This window comes from Stenotrophomonas sp. STEN009, from assembly GCF_056760395.1.
In genome coordinates, this window is sequence record NZ_JBRRES010000044.1 from 1 (window position 1) to 17,538 (window position 17,538).

The 17,538-nt window shown below is 67.4% G+C and carries 17 protein-coding genes and 1 pseudogene; 3 read left to right on the forward strand and 15 right to left on the reverse strand.

All coding sequences use genetic code 11. The features are described 5' to 3' along the window. Positions 1–143: 143 nt before the first annotated feature. Complete coding sequence (locus ACVOMM_RS16560) at positions 144–494, reverse strand: DUF1304 domain-containing protein (RefSeq protein ID WP_053520264.1); 351 nt, start codon at positions 492–494, stop codon at positions 144–146. A gap of 75 nt (positions 495–569) precedes the next feature. Continuing rightward, a complete protein-coding gene (locus ACVOMM_RS16565) occupies positions 570–1,898 on the reverse strand; it encodes an NTP/NDP exchange transporter (protein ID WP_053520263.1) in 1,329 nt (442 codons plus the stop codon). Between the two features lie 284 nt (positions 1,899–2,182). Here ACVOMM_RS16565 and ACVOMM_RS16570 point away from each other — a divergent pair, with 284 nt between their 5' ends. Further along, positions 2,183–3,583 (forward strand): serine hydrolase domain-containing protein, encoded by a 1,401-nt coding sequence (locus ACVOMM_RS16570; RefSeq protein ID WP_053520262.1) that lies wholly within the window; start codon positions 2,183–2,185, stop codon positions 3,581–3,583. Positions 3,584–3,722: 139 nt separating this feature from the next. On the opposite strand, the gene ACVOMM_RS16575 is transcribed toward ACVOMM_RS16570, so the two are convergent. From ACVOMM_RS16575 to nudE, 10 genes are all read right to left on the reverse strand, one after another. Next, entirely contained in the window at positions 3,723–4,223 is a 501-nt protein-coding gene (locus tag ACVOMM_RS16575; protein ID WP_065174792.1) for a histone, read from the reverse strand. Positions 4,224–4,997: 774 nt separating this feature from the next. Beyond that, positions 4,998–5,393 carry a glycine cleavage system protein GcvH gene (gene gcvH / locus ACVOMM_RS16580; RefSeq protein WP_053520260.1) on the reverse strand — a complete coding sequence of 132 codons (396 nt, stop codon included), beginning with the start codon at positions 5,391–5,393 and terminating at the stop codon, positions 4,998–5,000. 93 nt (positions 5,394–5,486) lie between these two features. Continuing rightward, positions 5,487–6,599, reverse strand: coding sequence for a glycine cleavage system aminomethyltransferase GcvT (gene gcvT / locus ACVOMM_RS16585; protein WP_053520259.1), 1,113 nt, complete (start codon positions 6,597–6,599; stop codon positions 5,487–5,489). Between the two features lie 102 nt (positions 6,600–6,701). Then, complete coding sequence (locus ACVOMM_RS16590) at positions 6,702–7,136, reverse strand: NfeD family protein (protein WP_053520258.1); 435 nt, start codon at positions 7,134–7,136, stop codon at positions 6,702–6,704. A gap of 1 nt (position 7,137) precedes the next feature. Beyond that, complete coding sequence (locus ACVOMM_RS16595; protein WP_053520257.1) at positions 7,138–8,097, reverse strand: SPFH domain-containing protein; 960 nt, start codon at positions 8,095–8,097, stop codon at positions 7,138–7,140. 66 nt (positions 8,098–8,163) lie between these two features. After that, positions 8,164–8,466, reverse strand: coding sequence for an Mpo1-like protein (locus ACVOMM_RS16600; protein WP_065182616.1), 303 nt, complete (start codon positions 8,464–8,466; stop codon positions 8,164–8,166). Positions 8,467–8,534: 68 nt separating this feature from the next. Then, positions 8,535–8,861, reverse strand: a complete 327-nt coding sequence (locus ACVOMM_RS16605) for a YnfA family protein (RefSeq protein ID WP_065182615.1) — start codon at positions 8,859–8,861, stop codon at positions 8,535–8,537. Next, the gene (gene mazG, locus ACVOMM_RS16610) at positions 8,858–9,697 is read right to left on the reverse strand and encodes a nucleoside triphosphate pyrophosphohydrolase (protein WP_053520254.1); all 840 of its coding nucleotides are present in this window, start codon (positions 9,695–9,697) and stop codon (positions 8,858–8,860) included. The genes ACVOMM_RS16605 and mazG overlap by 4 nt, the downstream gene beginning before the upstream one ends. A 12-nt stretch (positions 9,698–9,709) precedes the next feature. After that, on the reverse strand, positions 9,710–10,513 hold the full coding sequence (gene cysQ, locus ACVOMM_RS16615; protein ID WP_053520253.1) for a 3'(2'),5'-bisphosphate nucleotidase CysQ: 804 nt from the start codon (positions 10,511–10,513) through the stop codon (positions 9,710–9,712). Next, positions 10,510–11,073, reverse strand: a complete 564-nt coding sequence (nudE, locus tag ACVOMM_RS16620) for an ADP compounds hydrolase NudE (RefSeq protein WP_481526512.1) — start codon at positions 11,071–11,073, stop codon at positions 10,510–10,512. The genes cysQ and nudE overlap by 4 nt, the downstream gene beginning before the upstream one ends. 77 nt (positions 11,074–11,150) lie before the next feature. On the opposite strand from nudE, the gene bioA reads away from it, so the two are divergent. Together bioA and ACVOMM_RS16630 are read left to right on the forward strand one after the other, a co-directional pair. After that, positions 11,151–12,542 carry an adenosylmethionine--8-amino-7-oxononanoate transaminase gene (bioA, locus tag ACVOMM_RS16625; RefSeq protein WP_481526513.1) on the forward strand — a complete coding sequence of 464 codons (1,392 nt, stop codon included), beginning with the start codon at positions 11,151–11,153 and terminating at the stop codon, positions 12,540–12,542. Continuing rightward, the gene (locus tag ACVOMM_RS16630) at positions 12,533–13,270 is read left to right on the forward strand and encodes a 16S rRNA (uracil(1498)-N(3))-methyltransferase (RefSeq protein ID WP_197601054.1); all 738 of its coding nucleotides are present in this window, start codon (positions 12,533–12,535) and stop codon (positions 13,268–13,270) included. Before bioA ends, ACVOMM_RS16630 begins: the two co-directional genes overlap by 10 nt. Positions 13,271–13,340: 70 nt before the next feature. Here ACVOMM_RS16630 and ACVOMM_RS16635 read toward each other — a convergent pair whose 3' ends face one another. From ACVOMM_RS16635 to ACVOMM_RS16645, 3 genes and pseudogenes are all read right to left on the reverse strand, one after another. After that, entirely contained in the window at positions 13,341–13,805 is a 465-nt protein-coding gene (locus ACVOMM_RS16635) for a chemotaxis protein CheW (protein ID WP_053518915.1), read from the reverse strand. After that, positions 13,802–15,118, reverse strand: a complete 1,317-nt coding sequence (locus tag ACVOMM_RS16640; protein WP_481526514.1) for a chemotaxis protein CheB — start codon at positions 15,116–15,118, stop codon at positions 13,802–13,804. The genes ACVOMM_RS16635 and ACVOMM_RS16640 overlap by 4 nt, the downstream gene beginning before the upstream one ends. After that, positions 15,105–17,471, reverse strand: a pseudogene (locus ACVOMM_RS16645) (response regulator); the annotation flags it as partial. The pseudogene ACVOMM_RS16645 and the gene ACVOMM_RS16640, both read right to left, overlap by 14 nt. Between the last annotated feature and the right edge of the window lie 67 nt (positions 17,472–17,538).

The window sequence follows — 17,538 nt, forward strand, 5'->3', positions numbered from 1 at the left end:
GGGGGGGGTGGGGTGTTTGGCGGGGGGGCCTCTCCCCCTGGTTTTTTTTTGGGCGCCCCCCCCCAACACCCCCCCCGGCCCGGCCAAACCCATGACACGCTCTACGCGGCCAACCCACGAGGGGCTGCGCCGTTGGCCGGAACTCACACCAGCGCGCGCAGCACCAGCGCCAGGATCGCCGGCAGCGCCTGGATCATGAAGATCCGGCGGCTCACGCTGTACGCGCCATAGCACCCCGCCACGACCACGCAGGCCAGCGAGAACGTCACCAGCACCGGCTGTGCCATCACCAGCCCCGCCACGATGCCGGCCGCCAGGAAGCCGTTGTACAGCCCCTGGTTGGCCGCCAGCACCTGTGTGGTCTGCGCCTTCTCCGGCGTGTTGCGGAACGTTTTCAGCCCCAGTGGCCGCGTCCACAGGAACATCTCCAGCACCAGGAAGTAGACGTGCAGCAGGGCGACCAGCAGAGTCAGGGCGAGTGCGATCCAGTACATGGGCGGCTCCTTGAACAGGGATGGAGAATGGGGTCAGATCCCTTTCCTGCCGGAAAAGGATCCGACCCCGGAAAATCAGCGGTCGCGGGGCAGCTTCTTCTCTTCGCGCAGCACGCCGAACGCGGCCAGCGTCATGAACGCGGCCACCGCAACGCCTCCGATGAACACCACGTGCGAACCGAACAATGCCAGTCCCTTGTGCACCCAGGTGAAGCTCAGGTCGGCACCACGATAGACCACCGTGTCGATGGCCGCACCGGCCTTGTAGCGCCATTGCCGGTCGACACGGGTATAGATCGTCTCGCGTGCCGGCTTGGCCAGGGCGAACTCGCTGGCCCGGGTCATCACCTGCACCACCGCCACCATCAGCGGCATCGGCGACGCCGCCAGCACCGAGAAGCCGATCAGGATCGCGAAGCCGGGAATCAACAGCGCCGGGGCGATGCCGTGGCGCGACAGCAGCCAGCGGGTCAGGCCCAGCTGCATCAGCAGGGCCAGCGCGTTCACCGCCAGATCGATGCGCGAGAAAAATGCGGTGCTCGCCGCAGGGTCGGTGAACGACGCGCGCACGATGCTGGCCTGCTGGTTGTACAGCAGCGTTCCCACGCCGACGCCGAACACCACCATGATGGCCAGCCAGCGCAGCAGGGGCTCGCGCGCGATCAGCTTCAGGCCATCAAGCACGCTGCCGCCCATCGGCTGCTCGCCGGAGACCAGTTGCTGCTCGCGTTCACGCAGCACCGCCCAGTGCCGCAGGCGCCAGATGCACAGCAGGCACACGATCAGGAAGCCGGCCGAGACCAGCATCAGGTTGGCGATACCCACCCGCTGCACCAGCGCACTGGTGATGATCGGGCCGAGGAACGCGCCGAGCGTGCCGGCCGCGCCGATGTAGCCGTAGTACGCACGGGCCTGCACGTTGGAGAACACATCCGCCATGAAGCTCCAGAACACGGCGACGGCGAACAGGTTGAACACCATGACCCAGAAGAAGAAGGCCATGCCCCGCCCCGGCACGCCACTGTCGAACAGTGCGTAGAAGCCCAGCAGGGTCGCGATGAAGAAGCCATACACGGCCGGCAGGAATACCCGCCGCGGAAAGCGGCTGACCAGCCAGCCATAGACCGGCTGCAGCACCAGCATGATCACGAACACGCAGGAAAACAGGAACTGCAGGACGAAATCCTTCAGTGCGATGCCGTGGCTGGCGAACCAGGCGATCAGCACCGGCGGGAACACCGTCTCCAGGTCGGCCGAAGCCGCCATCGCCTCGCGTACCGGTCGCAGCACGTAGTAGCCGCTCAGCAGGCAGAAGAAGTAGAGGAACGACCACCACAGTGCCGGGGACTCGCGCAGCGCTGCCAGCAGCCCGCGCAACGGCCTCCCGTCCTGCACCGAACTCATGCGGCGCCCCACGCCAGCAGGCAGCGGTTGGACAGCGGCATGGCAGGCTCCGGGGGGCGGCAAAGCGCGTACGTTAGCCAATGCACTGCAACATCGCCAGCGCGGCACGCAGGTGGCACCGCAGGGGACTCGCACGGGCGACCGCCGACACGTTCGGATACACAATCCGGCAGCGTCAAAATTCCAACTTTTTCAACGAGATGCGCATTCATCTTCGCTTTGTTTGTGCACAGGCGAAAAGCGGCGCTAGAATCGCCATCAGCAGTCGCGCACGGGTCCAACCGATGAAAAAGAACAGCCTGCGTCGTCCGATCCGTTCGGCGGCCACCGGTTTGCTGGGCATGCTGATGCCCGTTGCCTTGTCCACCACCGCGCAGACCCCGCCGGCCTTGCCGCCGATGCCGGCCAACATCGAGACCGCGGCCGCGCCGGCCGTCGCTCATACCCAGCCGGCCGCTTACCGTACCGGCCTGATGCCGCAGGTGCAGGCACCCGCCCCCGGCTTCAACGTTGCCAACATCGAATCGATGGCGCAGCAGCTCACCTATGGCGAGCGCGTGCCGGGCATGGCGGTGGCGATCGTGCAGGGTGGACGCGTGCTGAGTGCGCGCGGTTACGGCGTCACCGACGTCAACAATCCGCTGCCGGTCGATGCCCATACCGTGTTCCGGCTGGCCTCGCTGTCCAAGGCCTTCGCGGGCACCATGGCCGGCCTGCTGGTCAATGACGGCACGCTGCGCTGGGACAGCAAGGTCACCGACTATGTGCCCGGCTTCCGCCTCAACTCGCCGGAAGCCACCGAGCGTCTGACCGTCGCCGACGTGCTCAGCCACCGCGTCGGCCTGCCCTACAACGCCTACGACCGTGACATCGAAGGCAACGCCGAGTACTACGCACTGACCCAGAAGCTGGCCAACACCAGCCTCAAGTGCCTGCCAGGCGACTGCTACGCCTACCAGAACGTGGCCTTCAGCCTGATCGGCGACGTCGTCTACGCCGCCTCCGGCAGCTTCTACGAGCAGGCGGTCGAGCGCCGCATCTTCAAGCCGCTGGGCATGAACGATGCCAGCCTCGGCCTGGCCGGCATCCAGGCCAGTTCGCGGTGGGCACGTCCGCATGTGCGCAGCCGTAATGGCTGGGTGTCGCTGACGCCGAAACCGACCTACTACCGGGTCGCGCCGGCGGCCGGCGTCAACGCCAGTGCCAGCGACATGGCACAGTGGCTGCTGGCCCACACCGGTCATCGCCCCGACGTGCTGCCGGCACCGCTGCTGGCCACCCTGCATTCGAGCCTGATCAACACGCCGGGCGAAATGCGGTCGGGCTGGCGCCGCGAGCGTCTGCATTCGGCCGGCTACGCGCTCGGCTGGCGCACCTTCGATTACGCCGGTCATGACGTGGTGTTCCACGCCGGCGCCGTGCAGGGCTACCGTGGCCTTGTCGCTCTGGTCCCGGAGCGTGATCTCGGCATCGCGATCATGTGGAACGGCGAAAGTGGCCTGCCCAGCGGCCTGCTGCCGACCGTGCTCGACTCCGCGCTTGGCCTTCCCTCGCAACGCTGGCTGGACGTGGATACCGACTTCGGCAGCGACAACCTGATGGCCGAGGGCGCAAGCCCGGCGCAGCAGGACAAGCGCAAGGGCAAGGGTGCATCCAGCAACCGCGCGGTCGCCTCGCCGCGCTGAACCGGCACTCCCTGGCATCACCGGAAGGGCGGCCCATCGGTCGCCCTTTTTTTTGCGGGCTGCAGGCAGGGGATAAAAAAACCCCCTCCTCGCTGGGCAGCCGAGGAAGGGGTTTCAGGGTACGGCTATCGGGAAGTACTTAGATCAGCGGCGCCGGGGTTGCCGGCAGAGCGACCGGAGCGGCCTTCTTCTTGCGGGCGGCCGGCTTGCGCTTGGCGACCTTCTTCGCTGCCTTCTTCGGGGCAGCCTTCTTGGTCGCCTTCTTGGCCGCCTTCTTCGCAACCTTCTTTACGGCCTTCTTGGTCGCCTTCTTGGCGACCTTCTTGGCCGGCTTGCGGGCAGTGGTCTTCTTGGCGGCCTTCTTTGCAGTCTTCTTCGCTGCCTTCTTGGCGACCTTCTTCACTGCCTTCTTCGCGGTCTTCTTCGCCGGCTTCTTGGCTACCTTCTTTGCCGCCTTCTTCACTGCCTTCTTCGCAGTGGTCTTCTTGGCGACCTTCTTCGCAGCCTTCTTCACCGCCTTCTTGGCGGTCGCCTTCTTTGCGACCTTCTTCACTGCCTTCTTGGCAGCGGCCTTCTTAGCGACCTTCTTCACCGCCTTCTTGGCGGCGGGCTTTTTCTTCGCAGCTTTCTTGGTTGCCATGGGATGGCTCCTCGTCAGTGATAGGGAGTTGAAACGCCCAGGTGGATCAAACCCGCGGATGCTGCGTGCGGGGACCGCCGGCGCGTCAGGCGCGCCGTTACGGATGCGGCAATGCCTGCCTCGATCGGCGGAGCAGGCATCGGAACGGGAGTTGCCTTGCATTTCTCCGGGGGAAGCGGGGCCATGTCCACCGTCTTGGGGATCGCGGTGGCTTTCGAGGGGCTGCTTCGCATCGGACGATTGATTCTGCGCACTCGGTTGGGCAGGCAAGGTCTGCTGAGGCGAAACCTAATCACGCTTTTTTTTACTGTCAACAACCCCCGCGAAAAATTTTCACATTGGCGCCGTCCCGGACACCGTCTCCAGCGTCCTCGTTTCGCTTCCGCAGACACCGCTGGCGTGCGCAACACGACCGCCACGCGCGCCACTGCGTGCGCGCGCGCTCAAGAAAAAACACTTGAAATAAGCACTCTGCGTAGATGCGTGCCATTCCTGCGCCACCTCGCGCGCGCGCCCGGGTTACGTATCGCAGCGGCCTGCCGCGCCACCACAACGGGGCCGCAACGAGGCAGGAAAAGTTTTCACATTCGAACGCGCCGGCGCGGGGTGGAAACGCGGATTTGCGCAAAACTGCGCGCGTCCGAAGACACCCTTCCGAAGCGCCTGATGCCGCGTCGTGGGTGTGCAGCGAACCGGGCGTCATGAGTCCGGCGCGGTCGCCGGAACGAAAACGGCCACCCGAAGGTGGCCGTTTTCAAACCAGGAAACAACGACTCAGTGGTCGTCGTTCTCCAGGACTTCGGCGTAAGCGTCCGGGTCCAGCAGCTCGTTGATCTCTTCGGCGTTGGACAGTTCGACCACGAACATCCAGCCCTCGCCGTAGGCATCTTCGTTGATGGTTTCCGGCTTGTCGGACAGCGCCGAGTTGACCTCGACGACCTTGCCGCTGATCGGGCTGTAGACGTCCGAGGCCGCCTTCACCGACTCGACGACAGCGATCTGCTCGCCGGCCTTGGCGTCGGCGCCGACCTCCGGCAGTTCGACGTAGACCAGGTCACCCAGCAGGCCCTGGGCGTGGTCGGAAATACCGACAGTAACGCGGCCATTGCCTTCGACACGGGCCCACTCGTGGGACTTGAGGAACTTGAGGTCGCCGGGGATCTCGCTCATGGGACTGCTCCAGGATTTGCAGGGGGTGGAAAAAACGGGGCTAGTGTAACCAACCGGCCGCCACTGCTGTCAGTGACGTCCGGCACGTTCGGATCAGGCGTCGGCGAGCACGCCGGGCTGGGCCTGGCCTTCGCGCACGAAGGGGAACTTGACCACGCGCACCGGCACCTGCCGGCCACGGATATCGACCGTGACCTGGCCGAGGTCACCTGCCGGCACTCGGGCAAAGGCGATGCCCTTGGCCAGCGTCGGCGAGAAGGTGCCGGACAGGATTTCGCCCTGGCCGCCGGCCGTGGTGACCACCTGGCCGTGGCGCAGGACACCCTTCTCGTCCATCACCAGGCCGATCATCTGCCGCGCATTGCCGGCGGCCTTCTGCGCTTCCAGCACGTCGCGACCGATGAAGTCACGGCCTTCGTCCAGCGACACCGTCCAGGCCAGTGCGGCTTCGTACGGGCTGATGGCTTCGTCCATGTCCTGGCCGTACAGATTCATGCCGGCCTCCAGGCGCAGGGTGTCGCGGGCACCGAGGCCAGCCGGCTTCACGCCTGCAGACAGCAGGCGGTTCCAGAACCCGACCACGGCCTCCTGCGGCAGCAGGATCTCGAAACCGTCCTCACCGGTGTAACCGGTACGGGCAACGAACAGTTCGACGCCCTCATCGGACCGCACCTGCAGCGCGGCGAAGCGGCCGAGCTTCCCCAGCGCCTCGCGGTCGGCGGCGCCGACCAGGCCAATGACAAGCTCGCGCGCCTGCGGCCCCTGCACGGCGAGGATGGCCAGGTCAGGACGCTGTTCAACGGACACGTTGAACGGAGCGGCCTGCGTACGCAGCCAGGCCAGATCCTTCTCGCGGGTGGAGGCGTTGACCACCATGCGGAAGAAGTCCTCGCCCAGGTAATAGACGATGAGGTCATCGATGACGCCGCCTTCGGCATTGAGCATGCACGAGTACAGCGCCTTGCCCGGCACCTTCAGCTTGTCGATGGAATTGGCCAGCAGGCGGCGCAGGAACGGCTTGACCTGCTCGCCGCGCAGGTCCACCACGGTCATGTGGCTGACGTCGAACACGCCGGCCTCGCGACGCACCAGATGGTGCTCGTCCAGCTGCGAGCCGTAGTGGATGGGCATGTCCCAACCCCCGAAATCGACCATCTTGGCGCCGAGGGCGCGGTGGGTATCGTTGAGCAGCGTCTTCTGGGTCATGACCGTTCCGGCAGCAGAGGAAACAAGAACCCCCATTATCCCAGATCGATCGCCCACGGGCGTGCCGCACCGCAGCGGTTTGCGCACGCACCGCCCGCAGGCTCAGCTGGCCGCTTCAACCACCAGCGTGCTGCCCTGCACCGCGACCACCCGCACCCGTGCCCCGGCCGGCAGTTCCGGACCGCTGACCTGCCAGTACGCATCGTCGATGCTGACCCGCCCCTGCCCGTCAGTGATGCCCTGCTGCAATGGCACCACCCGACCGATCAGCTGCTCGGCGCGGCGGTTCAGCAACGGCTTGTCGCTGGCGCGTGCCCGCGACCTGCCCCAGCGCCGGTAGCACTGGATCGAAAGCACGCTCAGCACGACGAAGGCGACCACCTGCCACAGCAGCGGGATGCCGGCAAAGATCGCCACCAGCACGAACACCGCTGCAGCGCCGATGCCGATCCACAGCATGAACGCGCCGGGCAGCAGAGCCTCCGCAGCGAACAGGAGCAGGGCCAGCGCCCCCCAGGCGACGACGTCCCAGCGCATGTCAGCCTCCGATCGGCGGCGGTCGCTTGCCGGCCGCCTTGTTGTCCTGGCTCGCCAGTGCCTGCTTGGCCAGCTCGGCCACGCCGGCGATGGAGCCGATCACCCCACTGGCCTCCATCGGCATCAGGACCAGCTTCTGGTTCGGCGAGCTGGCCAGTTCCTTGAACGCTTCCACGTACTTCTGGGCGACGAAGTAGTTGATCGCCTGCACATCGCCCTCGGCGATCGCCGCCGACACCACCTTGGTCGCCATCGCTTCGGCTTCCGCCAGGCGCTCGCGTGCCTCCGCATCGCGGAACGCTGCCTCGCGCCGCCCTTCCGCCTCCAGCACGGTGGCCTGCTTCTCGCCATCGGCGCGCAGGATCTCCGACTGCCGCGAGCCTTCCGCCTCCAGGATCTGCGCACGCTTCTCGCGCTCGGCCTTCATCTGCCGCGCCATCGCGTCGAGCAGATCGCGGGGCGGCTGGATGTCGCGGATCTCGATGCGGTTCACCTTCACGCCCCACGGGTTGGTGGCATGGTCGACCACGCTGAGCAGCTGGGCATTGATCACCTCGCGCTGGCTCAGCGATTCGTCCAGGTCCATCGAGCCGATCACGGTACGGATGTTGGTCTGGACCAGAGCAATCATGGCCACTTCCAGGTTGGCCACCTCATAGGCGGCCTTGGCGGCGTCCAGCACCTGGAAGAACACCACCCCGTCGACGCGCACGGCGGCGTTGTCCTTGGTGATCACTTCCTGGCTGGGTACATCCAGCACTTGCTCCATCATGTTCACCTTGCGCCCCACGCCGTACACGATGGGGATCAGGAAGTGCAGGCCGGGGGTCATGGTGTGGGTGTAGCGGCCGAACCGCTCGACAGTCCATTCATATCCCTGCGGCACCATGCGCACGGCCTTGAACAGGATGACCACGGCCACGAAGGCCAGTACCACGGTAAAGAACATGGTCGGGAACATCAGGCTTTCCTTATCGGTAGACGTCCAACCCCGAGCATAGCGTGTGAATGCGGCGTGCACACGTTCTCACCACCGCACCCGCCCGCGCAGGATGTCGATGAACATCACCCAGTCGCCCAGGAACGAGTACAGCGGGTGGCGGAACGTGGCCGGGCGGTTCTTCTCGAAGAAGAAGTGCCCCACCCACGCGAACCCGTACCCACAGGCCAATGCCGTCAACAGCAGCAGCGGCTGGCCGCGCAGGATCGCCGCAGCGACCAGCAGCAGTACGCCGCAGCTGCCGATGAAGTGCAGGCGCCGCGACACCGGATGGCGGTGCTCGCTGAGATAGAACGGATAGAAGTCACGGAAGCTGGAGAAACGGGACATGTGCGCACTCCCAACGCCACGATCCGCCCCATCATGCCCCTTTCCGGCGGGCCTGGCACTGCCGGCGGTCAGCCCGGCTGGCGCGGCCCGAACATGATCACCGCCATGCCCGCCAGGCACAGTGCAGCACCCAGCAGATCCCAGCGGCTGGGCCGGACGCCATCGACCAGCCACAGCCAGAACAGCGCGGTGCCGATGTACACGCCACCGTAGGCGGCATAGACGCGGCCACTGGCGGTCGGATGCAGGGTCAGCAGCCAGGCGAACAGGGCCAGACTGGCCGCCGCCGGCAGCAGCAGCCAGACGCTGCCTCCTTTGCGCAGCCACAGCCACGGCAGGTAGCAGCCGACGATCTCGGCCAGCGCGGTCAGCAGGAACAGGCCGAGTGTCTTCATTCCTTCTCGGCGGCCTTGGCGTGCTGCCAGAGCGCTTCCTGCGCGTCCAGGTCCAGCGAGGCGAGGGATGTGCCCTGTGCCTCGGCCTGTGCCTCCATCGCCCGGAAGCGACGCTCGAACTTGTGGTTGGCACCGCGCAGCGCGGCGCCCAGGTCGATGTCGGCGTGGCGGGCCAGGTTGGCGCAGACGAACAACAGGTCGCCCAGTTCCTCCTGCAGCCGCGCCTTGTTGCCGGCGATGTCGCCGCGCTCGAACTCCTCGCGCAGTTCCTGCAGTTCCTCGGCGGCCTTGTCCAGGACCGGCAGCGGGCCCGGCCAGTCGAAGCCCACCTTGGCCGCGCGCGACTGCAGCTTCACCGCGCGTTGCCACTCCGGCAGGCCCCGCGAGATTCCAGCCAGGGCGGAATGGTCCTGTTCGCCCTTGGCTGCCCGCTCCGCGCGCTTGATCGCATCCCAGTTGCGCATGACCCCATCGGCATCATCGACGCTGACATCGGCGAAGACATGCGGATGGCGGCGCTGCATCTTGTCGCTGATCGCGCGGGCAACCTCTGCGAAAGCGAACGCCCCCTGCTCTTCGGCCATGCGAGCATGGAATACCACCTGCAGCAGCAGGTCGCCGAGCTCGTCGCAGAGATCATCGAGGTCGCCGCGATCGATCGCATCGGCGACTTCGTAGGCTTCCTCGATGGTGTACGGGGCAATGGTCGCAAAGTCCTGCTCCAGGTCCCATGGGCAGCCGCCCTGCGGATCACGCAGGCGGGCCATGATCGCCAGCAGGCGTTCCAGTTCGGTGCTGGCGGCACTGCCGGCGGTGGGGGTGTCGTGCGCGCTCATGCGGCCTCCAGGTCAGTCGGACAACCAGTCGCGCCACGGCAGGCTGGTATCGCCAAGGGCGATGAAATCGCCGTTCAACAGCGTCTCGCGGCGGTTGTAGCGGAAGGGCTTGCCGGTCGCCGCCGAGAGGACCGCGCCGCCCGCCGCGTGCAGCACGCACTGGCCGGCGGCGGTATCCCATTCGGAGGTCGGGCCGAGCCGCGGGTACACATCCAGGCCCGCCTCGGCAATGCGGCAGAACTTCAGCGACGAGCCCTGGGCGATGGTCTCGATGCGGCCCATGCGCGCCAGCAGCGCTTCGGTTTCCGGCGAGCGGTGGGAGCGGCTTGCCGCCACCCGCAGCGGAGCGGTCGCCGGGCTGCGCGTGCGCAGCACGGTGTCGTGCAGTCCCTGCCGGCGGTACGCCAGTTCGCCGCGCATGGCGTGCCACAGAATGCCGGTGACCGGCGCCAGCACGACGCCAAACGCCGGGGCACCCTGGTAGATCAGGGCGATGTTGACGCTGAATTCGCCGTTGCGCTTGACGAACTCGCGGGTACCGTCAAGCGGATCGACCAGCCAGTAGGCGCCCCAATGGCGGCGCAGTTCCCAGGGCACCTGGGCCGACTCTTCAGACAGGATGGGCAGATCCGGGGTCAGTTGCCGCAGACCCTGCTCGATGACCTGGTTGGCGGCCAGGTCAGCGGCGGTCACCGGACTGTTGTCGTCCTTGATCCGCACGTCGAATCCTTCGGCGTAGACCTGCATGATGGCCTGGCCGGCTTCCTGCGCGATGGCGATCGCGGTCTCGCGCAGATCCGTGGTCAGCTTGATCATCGGGCTCCCTGCAGCCACTGGCGGGCGATGAACAACGCCGCCAGCGAACGGCCCTCGGAAAAGTCCTCGCGCAGCATCAACCGGTCCAGCTCGGACAGCTTCCAGGGCACCACCTCCAGCTCCTCGGGCTCGTCACCGATCAGCTTTTCCGGATACAGGTCGCGCGCCACCACCAGCCACGACTGGTGGCTCATGTACGTCGGCGCCAGCGTCATGGCGCGCAGCACATCGACCCGATGCGCGCCATAGCCGGCCTCTTCCTTCAGTTCGCGATCGGCGGCCTGCTCGGGGGTCTCGCCGGCATCGATCCGGCCCTTGACCAGGCCAAGCTCGTAGCGATGTACCCCGGCGGCGTATTCACGTACCAGCAGCACCGTCTCGTCGTCGAGCATGGGCACCACCACCACCGCACCGTGGCCACGATTGACCAGACGCTCGAAGCGGCGGCGTTCACCATTGGAGAATTCCAGATCCAGATGCTGGCGCTGGAAGGGACCGTTCTCTTCATCGGTGATCCGATGGATGATCGGCAGGCGACGGCTGGCACGGTCATCGTTCATGCGGAATCTCCGCGGCGGCCGACGCGGGCGCCGGGGCCGATAGAATGTGCAGGCAGCAACATGTTCATGAGCCCGAAATGCTAGCAGACCCAACCCCCTCCCCGCTGGCCCTGCACTGGCGGCAACGCGACCTGCAGGTGCTGTGGCATCCGTGCACACAGATGCGCGAGCATCCCGACACCCTGCCGCTGGTGCCGATCGCGCGCGGCGAGGGTGCGTGGCTGATCGACCATGACGGCAACCGCTATCTGGATGCCGTCAGCAGCTGGTGGACGAATCTGTTCGGCCACGCCGAGCCCCGCATCGGCGGCGCCATCGCGGCCCAGGCCGGCCAGCTGGAACAGGTGATGCTGGCCGGCTTCAGCCATGAGCCGGCGATCACCCTGGCCGAACGCCTGCTGGCACTGGCCCCGCGGCAGGCCGGGCGCGATCCGCTGACCAAGGTGTTCTACGCCGACAACGGCTCGGCCGGGGTGGAAGTGGCATTGAAAATGGCCTTCCATTACTTCCATAACCGCGGCGAGACCCGGCGTACGCGTTTCATCGCGCTGGAAAACGGCTACCACGGTGAAACGCTCGGTGCGCTGGCGCTGGGCGACATCCCACTGTACCGGCGGGTGTACGCGCCGTTGCTGGCCGAAGGGCTGTTCGCACCCTCGCCCGACGCCTACCTGGCCGAGCCAGGGCAGAGCGCCGCCGAGCGTGCGCGCCAGGCCGCCGATGGCCTGGCGACGCTGTTCGACCAGCACCCCGGTGAAGTATGCGCGGTGATCCTGGAACCCCGCCTGCAGTGCGCCGGTGGCATGCGCATGCATGATCCGGTGTATCTGCAGCGCGTGCGTGAGCTGTGCGACGCGCACGGTGCGTTCATGATCGCCGACGAGATCGCCACCGGCTTCGGTCGCACCGGCACGATGTTCGCCTGCGAACAGGCCGGGGTGATGCCGGACCTGATGTGCCTGTCCAAGGGCCTGACCGGCGGGTTCCTGCCGCTGGCCGCGGTCCTGGCCACGCAGGCCCTGTACGACGCTTTTCTCGACGACTCCCGCGAGCGTGCGTTCCTGCACTCGCACAGCTATACCGGCAATCCGCTGGCGTGCGCTGCGGCGCTGGCGACGCTGGACATCTTCGGCAGCGACGATGTGATCGCGCGCAACCGCGGCACCGCATCGGTGATGGGCACCCTCGCGGCACCGTTTGCCGACCACCCGCATGTGGCCGATGTGCGCCAGGCCGGCATGGTGGTGGCATTCGAACTGTCGCGCGGCGGCGACAGGCGCACGCCCTTCGACCCTGGACTGCGGCTCGGCCTGCACGCGTACAAGGCAGCACTGAAGCGCGGCGTGGTCCTTCGCCCGCTGGGCGATGTGCTGTACTGGATGCCACCGTACTGCGTGGACGACGAACAACTGGATCTGCTGGCGCATACCACGCTGGCCGCCATCGACGAGGCGATTGCATGCGCGTGACCCGCTGTCCCATCGACCTGCCGCTGCACAGCGGCCAGACCGTGACCCTGCCCGAGGAGACCGCCAACCACCTGGTGCGGGTGATGCGCCTGCGCGAAGGCGATGGCTGCGTCCTGTTCAACGGCGATGGCCATGACTACGCTGCGACGCTGACCGTGGTCGGCAAGCGCGAAGTGCAGGCACGCATCGACAGCGTGCAGGCCATCGACATCGAATCGCCGCTGGCCATCACCCTGATGCAGGGCATCGCGCGCGGCGAAAAGATGGACCTGATCCTGCAGAAGGCCACCGAACTCGGCGTCAGCAGCATCCTGCCGGTGAACGCGGAACGTACCGAGGTGAAGCTGGACGCGGCCCGTGCGGAAAAGCGCGTGGCGCACTGGAACAACGTCGTGCAGTCGGCCTGTGGCCAGTCCGGGCGCGCGTGCATTCCACGGGTGGGTGCCCCGCTGTCGCTGGCGCAGGCGACCGCTGCGCTGCCCGCCGATACGCTGCGGTTGACCCTGGACCCGATGGGTTCGCACCGGCTGTCGACATTGGCAGCGGCGCCCGCGGGCGGCATCGTGATCGCGATTGGTCCGGAGGGCGGCTGGTCGCCACGCGACCGCGAGCAGCTGGCCGCCGCCGGCTTCCAGGGCCTGCAGCTGGGCCCGCGCATCCTGCGCACGGAAACCGCCGGGCTGGCCGCGATCGCCGCGTTGCAGGCGCGGCTGGGTGATCTCGGTTAGGTCCACCGACAACCTGCACGCCAACGGCAGCGCCGGGCCATGCCCGGCGGCCTGTGTCCGGGGGGCGGCCTCAGGCCGCCAGTGAAGCCAGCGCGCTTTCCAGTGCGTCCAGATTCGGCAGCAGCGCGCTCTGCTCACCCAGCAGTACGCGCATGTGCACGATCTGCGGCAGGGTCTCCTCCGACGCATCGGCCAGCAGGCCATCGCGCGGCACCGAGATCAACTGCGGGAAGTTCTGGGTCAGCAACGCGTAATACGGCCGCTGCTGATCGCCGCTGAGCGCCTTCAGTACCACCACCTTGTTGTGGACACCGGCTGCCTCGTCCCCCAGCCCCGAAAGCCGTGCGAATGACACCAGCGGCACCTGCCAGCCATGCCAGGCGATCTCGCCGACCAGCCAGCGGGGGGCGTCGGCCACCGGCTGCACCGGCACCCGCGACATCATTTCGGCCACCGTGGCATTGGGCAGCAGCACGCGTTCGTTGCCGGCCTGGATCAGGACACCACGGATTTCATCGTTGCTGGCGTAACTCATGGAGCTTCTCCGTTGTGGTCACCCTCGCCCCAGCGCGCGGCGATGATCTGCGCCAGTTCCTGCGGTTCGCCAGCGGCCATGCCGGCGGCGACCACGGCGGTGGCGGCGGCCGGGTCGTAGCATCCCTCCCCCACCTGCCCGGCCACCCACGCGCCCGCGGCAGCCAGGTCCAGCGCCGGCCCGACATGGCCCAGATCGGCACCGCTGAGCAGTACCAGTGCGGTGTACTGGGCCGGCAACGCGGCAATCGAGATGCCCTGCGCGTCGGTCAGGAAATGCAGACCGTCGCTGGCCGCGCGGACGCCGATGTCATCGGCCAGCACATGCACCTGCCCGGGCGTGGCGCGCTGGCCGGCTTCGGCCAGCTGCACCGGCAGCGGCGAGACACGCGCCATCTGCTTGACGAGATTGCCGTAGCGGCCCCCATCCAGGCGCATGTGCACCAGCACCGGCACCGCCAATGCCGAAGGCAGCGCGCCCAGCAGGCGACGCAACGCATCAGGGCCACCGATCCCGGCCAGCACCAGCAGCGCGCCCGCGCGTGCGCCGGGCGGGGCGGCCGCATCCAGGTCGACCAGGCTCAGGTGGTCGGTATCGAACGACGATGAGCGCGCCTCGACCTCCGCTGCGGCGTACGCCGGGGTGGCGGCATCGGCCGACTCGTCCACCAGCGACCACGCGGTGTGATCGAACGTCACCGACGGTGCCGCGGGGGGTTCTGTCCGTGCGACCGGCGCTTCCGGCGGTTCGGGCACGATCGGCTGCAGCGCGGCCAGAGCGTGTTCGAACGCGACCGGTTCATGCAGCTGCGCCGGCGGTGCGTACAGGCCATCGGCTGGCACGTCGTCGGCCCAGCGGTGTGCCTGTTGCAGGTGCGTCTGCAGCGCTGCCTCCTGCGGCGCAGGTGGCGGCGCAGGACGGCCGGGCTCCAGCTGCGGGGCCGGTTCGTCCTCGGCGCCCGGCGGCAGCACCTGCTGGTGTCCATGCAGCTTGGCGGCCAGGTGACGCCCCCAGCGCTGCGCCTCCCAGCCGTTCCGGCGCGCGGCCAGCTCGGCTTCGTCGAACACCAGGGTCAGGCCGGGGGCCGACAGCACGGGCTCCAGGCGTTCCAGTGCGTCCTCGACCGCCGCTTCCAGTGCGATCACCACGAACTGCGGCCGCGCGTCATGCAGCGCCTGCGGTTCAAGGCCATTCGGGTCGTCTTCCAGCACGATCTGCACGTCGGCGTGCGCCAGTGCTTCGCGCAGGCGCTCACGCGCCGCGCCAGGCCGGGCCAGCAGGGCGACGGCCGGGTTGGCTTCACTCTCGGACACGGGCGATCCCCAGCAGGTCGTACACGTTACGCATCAGGTCCAGCTCCTGATAAGGCTTGCCCAGGTAGCGCTGGACGCCGATTTCGAAAGCGCGCTGCCGATGCTTGTCGCCGCTGCGCGAGGTGATCATCACGATCGGAACGTCCCGGTAACGCGGGTCGGCGCGCATCGCGGTGGCCAGCTCGTAGCCGTCCATGCGCGGCATCTCGATATCCAGCAGCATCAGGTCGGGAACACGCTCCTCCAGCCGCTCCAGCGCTTCCACGCCATCGCGGGCGACGCTGACTTCAAAGTTGTGGCGCTCCAGGATGCGGCCGGTGACCTTGCGCATGGTCAGCGAGTCGTCGACCACCATCACCAGCGGCACCTGCCGTTCCTGACGCGGCGCATTGACCAGCACCGGCGGTGTCGGGTTGGCCAGGTAACGACGCACCAGCGGCGCCACGTCCAGGATCACCACCACGCGGCCATCGCCGGTGATGGTGGCACCGTAGATGCCCGGCACTGATGCGATCTGCAGGCCGACCGGCTTGACCACGATTTCGCGGTTGCCCAGCACCTGGTCGATCGCCACGGCAGCTCGCAGGTCGCCGGCGCGGACCAGCAGCAGCGGCACCTGCGCCTGGCCCTCGGCACGTGCCGGTGCCTGGCCGACCAGGCTGCCCAGGTCGTACAGCGGATAGTCTTCGCCGCTGTAGCGATAGCTGCTGTCGGCGGCCTCGAAGCGCTCGCGCGAGAGGCGGCCGATACCGCTGACCGAAGCCACCGGCACGGCAAAGGTGGTTTCGCCGATCTGCACGAACACGGCCTGGGTAACGGCCAGCGTCTGCGGCAGGCGCAGGGTGAAACGCACGCCCTGGCCACGCACCGACTGGATATCGACCGAACCACCCAGCTGGCGCACTTCATTGCGCACCACGTCCATGCCCACGCCGCGGCCTGCCAGCTGGCTGACCTGGTCGGCGGTGGAGAAGCCCGATGCGAAGATCAGGTTGTCCAGTTCATGATCGGCGGGCTGCGCATCGGCGGCCAGCAGGCCACGGTCGATCGCGCGGCGACGGATCGCCTCCCGATCCAGGCCGGCGCCGTCATCGGCCACGTCCAGCACGATTTCCGAGCCTTCGCGATGCAGGCGGATGGCAATTTCGCCCTCTTCCGGCTTGCCGGCGGCACGGCGCTGCTCCGGCGCCTCCAGGCCATGGGCCACCGAGTTGCGCAGCATGTGTTCCAGCGGCGCGACCATGCGGTCGAGGACGTTGCGGTCCAGTTCGCCATGGGTGCCTTCCAGGGTCAGGTGGACCTGCTTGCCGGTGTCGATGCCGGCCTGGCGCACCACGCGGCGCAGACGCGGCACCAGGCCGTCGAACGGCACCATCCGTGCACGCATCAGGCCATCCTGCAGTTCCGAACTGACGCGCGACTGCTGCTGCAGCAGGGCATCGTACTGCCGCGAGAGATCGTCCAGCACGCCCTGCAGGCCGCCCAGGTCGGCGGCGGACTCGTTCAGCGCACGGCTGAGCTGCTGCAGGGTGGAGAAGCGGTCCAGTTCCAGCGGATCGAACTTCTGGTCGGCCTGGTCCTGCTCACGCTGGTAGCGGGCAACGATCTGCGCTTCTGTCTCCAGGTCGAGGCGACGCAGCTGGTCGCGCAGACGCGCGTTGGTACGTTCGAGCTCGCCCATCGCGCCGCGGAAGGCACCGAGCTGCTGCTCCAGGCGCGACCGGTAGATCGCCACCTCACCTGCGTGATTGACCAGCCGGTCGAGCAGATCTGCGCGGACGCGCACCTGCTCCTGCTGGGGACGTGCCAGCGGATCGTCCTCGACCGTGCTTTCGACCGGCAACGGCGCGGACAGCGGTGCATCGACCAGGGCAACGGTCGCGGGTACGACGGTGGTTTCAGTCTCCACCGGGCCAGCCGTGCCGACGGCGGCAGCCGCTGCCGGATCGGTGGCGGTACGTGCCTCGAAAGCATCGACCAGGTCCTGCGCCGGTTCCACCACACGATGCTCGCCGGTACGGGTCAGCAACTGGTGCAGGCGATCGAAACCGCGCTCGAGCAGCTGCACGTCGCGGCGCTCGATCTCGGTGCGCCCCGCCGCGACCACCTCCAGCAGCGATTCGATGCTGTGGCCGAGGTCGCCGATGGCGTTGATGCCGGCCATGCGTGCGCCGCCCTTCAGCGTATGCAGGTCACGCTGCAGGCCGGCGAGCACTTCGCGGTCCTGCGGCGCATCGCGCAGCTCGCTGATCAGGCCATCGCAGTGATCAAGCAGGTCCTTGCCTTCTTCGACGAAGATGTCGACCAGCTCGCGGTCATACACGGTGAAGTCAAGCAGATCGGCAGGCTCCTCGCCCACGCTGCCTTCCGGTTCCGGTTCCGGCATCGGCTCGATCGGCTGGTGCGCCGGCACGTCATCT

Excerpts from the sequence above, each read along its gene's own strand:
- ACVOMM_RS16560 (WP_053520264.1), bottom strand. The coding sequence starts at position 494 with ATGTACTGGATCGCACTCGCCCTGACTCTGCTGGTCGCCCTGCTGCAC.
- ACVOMM_RS16565 (WP_053520263.1), bottom strand. The coding sequence starts at position 1,898 with ATGAGTTCGGTGCAGGACGGGAGGCCGTTGCGCGGGCTGCTGGCAGCG.
- ACVOMM_RS16570 (WP_053520262.1), top strand. The coding sequence starts at position 2,183 with ATGAAAAAGAACAGCCTGCGTCGTCCGATCCGTTCGGCGGCCACCGGT.
- ACVOMM_RS16575 (WP_065174792.1), bottom strand. The coding sequence starts at position 4,223 with ATGGCAACCAAGAAAGCTGCGAAGAAAAAGCCCGCCGCCAAGAAGGCG.
- gcvH (WP_053520260.1), bottom strand. The coding sequence starts at position 5,393 with ATGAGCGAGATCCCCGGCGACCTCAAGTTCCTCAAGTCCCACGAGTGG.
- gcvT (WP_053520259.1), bottom strand. The coding sequence starts at position 6,599 with ATGACCCAGAAGACGCTGCTCAACGATACCCACCGCGCCCTCGGCGCC.
- ACVOMM_RS16590 (WP_053520258.1), bottom strand. The coding sequence starts at position 7,136 with ATGCGCTGGGACGTCGTCGCCTGGGGGGCGCTGGCCCTGCTCCTGTTC.
- ACVOMM_RS16595 (WP_053520257.1), bottom strand. The coding sequence starts at position 8,097 with ATGTTCCCGACCATGTTCTTTACCGTGGTACTGGCCTTCGTGGCCGTG.
- ACVOMM_RS16600 (WP_065182616.1), bottom strand. The coding sequence starts at position 8,466 with ATGTCCCGTTTCTCCAGCTTCCGTGACTTCTATCCGTTCTATCTCAGC.
- ACVOMM_RS16605 (WP_065182615.1), bottom strand. The coding sequence starts at position 8,861 with ATGAAGACACTCGGCCTGTTCCTGCTGACCGCGCTGGCCGAGATCGTC.
- mazG (WP_053520254.1), bottom strand. The coding sequence starts at position 9,697 with ATGAGCGCGCACGACACCCCCACCGCCGGCAGTGCCGCCAGCACCGAA.
- cysQ (WP_053520253.1), bottom strand. The coding sequence starts at position 10,513 with ATGATCAAGCTGACCACGGATCTGCGCGAGACCGCGATCGCCATCGCG.
- nudE (WP_481526512.1), bottom strand. The coding sequence starts at position 11,073 with ATGAACGATGACCGTGCCAGCCGTCGCCTGCCGATCATCCATCGGATC.
- bioA (WP_481526513.1), top strand. The coding sequence starts at position 11,151 with ATGCTAGCAGACCCAACCCCCTCCCCGCTGGCCCTGCACTGGCGGCAA.
- ACVOMM_RS16630 (WP_197601054.1), top strand. The coding sequence starts at position 12,533 with ATGCGCGTGACCCGCTGTCCCATCGACCTGCCGCTGCACAGCGGCCAG.
- ACVOMM_RS16635 (WP_053518915.1), bottom strand. The coding sequence starts at position 13,805 with ATGAGTTACGCCAGCAACGATGAAATCCGTGGTGTCCTGATCCAGGCC.